Annotated in this window: 5 protein-coding genes; 4 read left to right on the forward strand and 1 reads right to left on the reverse strand. The window is 44.2% G+C overall.

Features of this window, described 5'->3' with window-relative positions:
• Window positions 1–291: 291 nt before the first annotated feature.
• On the reverse strand, window positions 292–1,221 hold the full coding sequence (locus Q0612_RS03960; RefSeq protein ID WP_298881044.1) for a LysR family transcriptional regulator: 930 nt from the start codon (window positions 1,219–1,221) through the stop codon (window positions 292–294).
• 182 nt (window positions 1,222–1,403) lie between these two features.
• Here Q0612_RS03960 and budA point away from each other — a divergent pair, with 182 nt between their 5' ends.
• From budA to ilvN, 4 genes are read left to right on the forward strand one after another with little or no spacing between them, the layout of a single operon-like run.
• Window positions 1,404–2,129 carry an acetolactate decarboxylase gene (gene budA, locus Q0612_RS03965; protein ID WP_298881047.1) on the forward strand — a complete coding sequence of 242 codons (726 nt, stop codon included), beginning with the start codon at window positions 1,404–1,406 and terminating at the stop codon, window positions 2,127–2,129.
• Window positions 2,130–2,165: 36 nt separating this feature from the next.
• Window positions 2,166–3,065, forward strand: coding sequence for a L(+)-tartrate dehydratase subunit alpha (ttdA, locus tag Q0612_RS03970; protein WP_298881050.1), 900 nt, complete (start codon window positions 2,166–2,168; stop codon window positions 3,063–3,065).
• Entirely contained in the window at window positions 3,065–3,691 is a 627-nt protein-coding gene (gene ttdB, locus Q0612_RS03975) for a L(+)-tartrate dehydratase subunit beta (RefSeq protein WP_210683980.1), read from the forward strand. The genes ttdA and ttdB overlap by 1 nt, the downstream gene beginning before the upstream one ends.
• A 42-nt stretch (window positions 3,692–3,733) precedes the next feature.
• Complete coding sequence (gene ilvN, locus Q0612_RS03980) at window positions 3,734–4,261, forward strand: acetolactate synthase small subunit (protein ID WP_293827647.1); 528 nt, start codon at window positions 3,734–3,736, stop codon at window positions 4,259–4,261.
• Window positions 4,262–4,342 lie beyond the last annotated feature (81 nt).

A 4,342-nucleotide genomic window follows, 5' to 3' on the forward strand; every position in this document is an offset into this window, starting at 1 on the left:
GCGCCAAAAATCAATCTACGACAATGTACGCAGCTAAAGATGTTGTTTCACACTAAAATCCCTCCGTAAAATAAAACATGATTTTTAAAATTTGTATGGATAACAGCTGCTGTGTATTTTTCTTTATGCTTGTTTAGCAACTGTTTTTTGAACTGACTAAAATATACCACGGATAATAAAATAAATCAATTTTATGGAATTAATAAGCATATAAATTTGATTTATAATTAAGTGCGAAGAAAAGCAGCTGAAGGGAAAACCCTCAGCTGTTGTATTTTTCTTCATATAATGTCATTGCTGGAAAAGCTTGATGAATTCGATGACTGCGTTAGGAACGTAAACATTATGCGGTAAAAGCAGAGAATATTTTCTTTCTGCCTGTTTGGACTGCAGCTTGAAAAAGCGCAGAGAGGTTTCATTGCCGGTTACCAGCTTGTCGCTGATAAAAGTGGCACCGATGCCATGCTCCGCAAGCTGGAAGGCTGTGACGAGCTGCGGCACCTTGACCTTTATGCGTGGCAGAATTTCTGCTTCTTCAAACATTTTTAGCGTACGCATGCCAAGGTTGACATGTGCGTCAATACGGATGAAGCTGTAATCTGTGAATTGCTGTAAGTCAACACTGGGACATTTTTCCGACAGGTGGATGCCGTGTCTGACTTCTATTGCGCTCAAGCTTTCCTCTAGCAATTTATCGCTGAGCGCGAAGGCTTGCGGAACAGCGAGCAGGATATGATCGGAAAAAGTGGGATAGCTGTCAAACTCTTGCACTACGTCTTCATCACAGCTGAAGGTGAAATCAAGCTCGTTATTTTTGAGCATTTCAATGAGCATATCAGAGCTTGTTTCTGCCATTGTGATGTTGATGTTGGGGTAGAGGGTGTTGAATTGGGCGATGTATGACGGCAGGAGATAAGCATTCATATAATGCGTGCCACCGATTTTCAGGTCACCGCTTTTTAAACCATGAATATCATCAATTTGCTGCTTGAGCTGCTGCTCCAGCAGCATTTCTTTTTTGATATGCTGCAGATACAGTTCGCCTATGCTCGTGAGAGTGAGCGGCCTTTGGCTGCGGTTGAAAATGGCAGCACCTATTTCCTGCTCTACTTTTTTGATGGCTATGCTCAGTGCAGGCTGAGTAATGAATAACGCTTCTGCAGCTTTAGAAAAACTGCCGCATTGATAGACCTGGTAGATATACTTTTTTTCTAGCTCCATACTATAAATCTCCTTTATAGAAACATTAATTCTATAAAATTGATTATACACTAGATTGATGTTATAGTAAAGGCAGGTCAAGAAAGACTGCTGCTAAAGTACAGGATAATGACATACAGACACTTTAATGTATGTGGTTTCAGGCGGTCTTGATTAGAGAAAAAGCATGAGGAGGTCAGAGGATGGCTTTAATGTATCAGGTATCAACCCTGCAGGCTTTAGCAAAGGGTGATTTTTATGGCAATGCAACAATTGAAGAGCTGCTCGCCAACGGCGATATAGGCTTAGGTACCTTTGAAGCGGTTGATGGTGAAATGATTGTACTCGATGGTGTCTGCTATCGGGCGAAAGCAGATGGTACAGTAGAGATTGCCGATGCCGGCGACGCTACCCCGTTTGCTTCCGTAACATACTTAAATAAGAATATAGCTTTTGAGCTGGAGAACATCGCTGATATGAGCGAGCTTCTGGCTAAGCTGGACGAGGTTGGCAAAGCTCATGGTGAGAACAATATCTACGCTTGCCGTATAGATGGGTATTTTAACGAAATTTACGCGCGTTCTGAAAAGAAGCAGCATAGCGAGCCTTATAAAACCTTTGCTAAGGTTTTGGAAACAGACCAGCGTGAGTTTGAATTTAAAAATGTCAGCGGCAGCCTCGTTTGCGTATATTTTCCGCAATATATGGATGGCTTGAATGTTGCAGGCTGGCATGTGCATTTTATTTCTGATGACAGAACTATGGGTGGTCATGTTTTTGACTGCTCCCTGCAGGAGGGTAAGGCTTATATGGGCAGAACCGAAGGCTTTAACTTCCTGATTCCGAAAACAAGGTTTTTTCAAAAGCTTACTCTTACTGATGTTTCCAAGGAGGAAATCGAAAGTGTGGAGAAAGCAGGCAATAAATAATAAATTTGCAGCTGATGCTGCGTATGGAGGGTAAAAATGGATAAGCAAGAACAAGTTGAACAATTAACAAACTATGTAGCACATTTTGTAGCGCACACCGCTAAGGTTTTACCTGACGATGTTATCGCTAAACTGGATGAGCTGGCAGAAAAGGAAGACAGCCCGCTGTCTAAAACTATCTACCAGACTATGAAGCTGAACCAGAAGCTGGCGAAGGAGCTGAACCGTCCTAGCTGCCAGGATACCGGCGTTATGCAATTTGTAGTAAGATGCGGCACCAATTTCCCACTGATTAACGAGCTGGAGGTACTGCTGAAGGAAGCTGTTATCCGTGCAACTCAGCAAGCTCCGCTGCGTCATAACAGTGTAGAAACCTTTGATGAATATAACACCGGCAAAAATGTCGGTACCGGTACTCCGACTATTTTCTGGGAGATTGTGCCGAACAGCGATGAATTAGATCTGTACACCTATATGGCTGGCGGCGGCTGCAGCCTGCCCGGTAAAGCAATGGTGCTGATGCCCGGTGCCGGTTATGAAGGCGTAACCAGATTCGTGCTGGACGTTATGACCTCCTATGGCCTGAATGCCTGCCCGCCGCTTCTGGTAGGTGTTGGCGTCGGTACTTCTGTAGAAGTAGCTGCCCTGCATGCTAAAAAAGCATTGATGCGTCCGATTGGCAGCCATAACCCGAACAAGAACGCTGCACTTTTGGAGCAGTTGCTGGAGGATGGCATCAATAAAATCGGCCTTGGTCCTCAAGGCCTGGGCGGCAAATATTCTGTTATGGGCGTGAACGTAGAAAATTCTGCACGTCATCCGTCTGTAATCGGTGTTGCTGTAAACGTTGGCTGCTGGTCTCATCGTCGCGGCCATATCGTATTCGACAAAAACTTAAACTACAAAATTCTTTCTCATAGCGGGGTGACTTTATAATGTACGAAGTAATTGATGGCAAAAAGGTTTTGACTACTCCTGTAAGCGCAGAAGATTTAAAAAATATTCATATTGGCGATATTGTTTATCTGAACGGTGACATTACCACCTGTCGTGACGTTGCACATCGCCGTGTCGTAGAATATGGCCGTGAGCTGCCAGTTGATGTTAAGGATAAAGCAATTCTGCACGCCGGTCCGATTATTCGTCCCCTGGGCGATGACAAATTTGAAATGGTATCCGTTGGTCCTACCACCAGCATGCGTATGGAAAAATTTGAAAAGGAATTCGTAGAGAAGACCGGTGTCCGTGTTATCGTCGGCAAAGGCGGTATGGGCCCCAACACTGAATATGCGTGCAAAAACTTTGGCGCTATTCATTGCGTATTCCCCGCAGGCAATGCTGTTGTGGCAGCAACTGAGGTACAGGAAATCGTTGACGCAAACTGGCGTGAGCTGGGTATGCCGGAAACTCTGTGGAGCTGCCATGTGAAAATGTTTGGCCCGCTGATTGTTTCTATCGACAGCTATGGCAGAAACTTTTTTGAAGAGCAAAAAGTAATCTATAACCAACGCAAGGAAGAAGTATATAACGAGATTATTCCACACGTTAAATTTATTAAATAAAGATAAAATAGCTGTGGATTTATCAGATTCAGGAGAAAAGAAATGAAACAGATATTATCTATTGTCGCACACAATCGTCCTGGTGTGTTAATGAGGGTTACGGGACTGATTTCTCGCCGTGGCTATAATATTGACAGCTTAACCAGTGGCAGTACGCAGAATCCGGAATATGCACGTATGACAATTGTATTGGATGCGGACGAGCTGACAATCGAGCAGGTCTGCAAGCAATTGGCAAAGCTCAGCGAGGTAGAGCGCATTAAGGTGCTGCATCGTGAAACGAGCGCACTGCGCAGCATGCTGCTGGTCAAGGTACACGCCGGCGAAAAGCAAATGGAGGTGCTGCAATTAGCAACAGCCTTCCGTTCCCATGCTATTGATGTTACCGGCAACAGCATGACCTTTGTCAACACCGGTGATGAAGGCAAGCTGTGCGCCTTTGCAAATGCTCTGCGCCGTTATGGTATTGTCGAAATGGTGCAGACGGGAATCGTTGCTTTAGAACGTGGCGATGAAGCATTGGAAGTTAAAGAATCACGCTATGAATGGCCTCATGCCGAAGAAGCGTAAGAAAGACTAACTATAAAAAGTCAAGGGGTTGGTAAGAAAAAAATTCCGTATATGTAGTGGTATTTTATGCAACACAAATAA

The sequence above is a fragment of the uncultured Phascolarctobacterium sp. genome (genome assembly GCF_937920985.1).
Lineage (GTDB): Bacteria > Bacillota > Negativicutes > Acidaminococcales > Acidaminococcaceae > Phascolarctobacterium_A.

What these genes read in the sequence shown, in the direction of transcription:
- Q0612_RS03960 (WP_298881044.1), bottom strand. Translation starts at nt 1,221, where the DNA reads ATGGAGCTAGAAAAAAAGTATATCTACCAGGTCTATCAATGCGGCAGT.
- budA (WP_298881047.1), top strand. Translation starts at nt 1,404, where the DNA reads ATGGCTTTAATGTATCAGGTATCAACCCTGCAGGCTTTAGCAAAGGGT.
- ttdA (WP_298881050.1), top strand. Translation starts at nt 2,166, where the DNA reads ATGGATAAGCAAGAACAAGTTGAACAATTAACAAACTATGTAGCACAT.
- ttdB (WP_210683980.1), top strand. Translation starts at nt 3,065, where the DNA reads ATGTACGAAGTAATTGATGGCAAAAAGGTTTTGACTACTCCTGTAAGC.
- ilvN (WP_293827647.1), top strand. Translation starts at nt 3,734, where the DNA reads ATGAAACAGATATTATCTATTGTCGCACACAATCGTCCTGGTGTGTTA.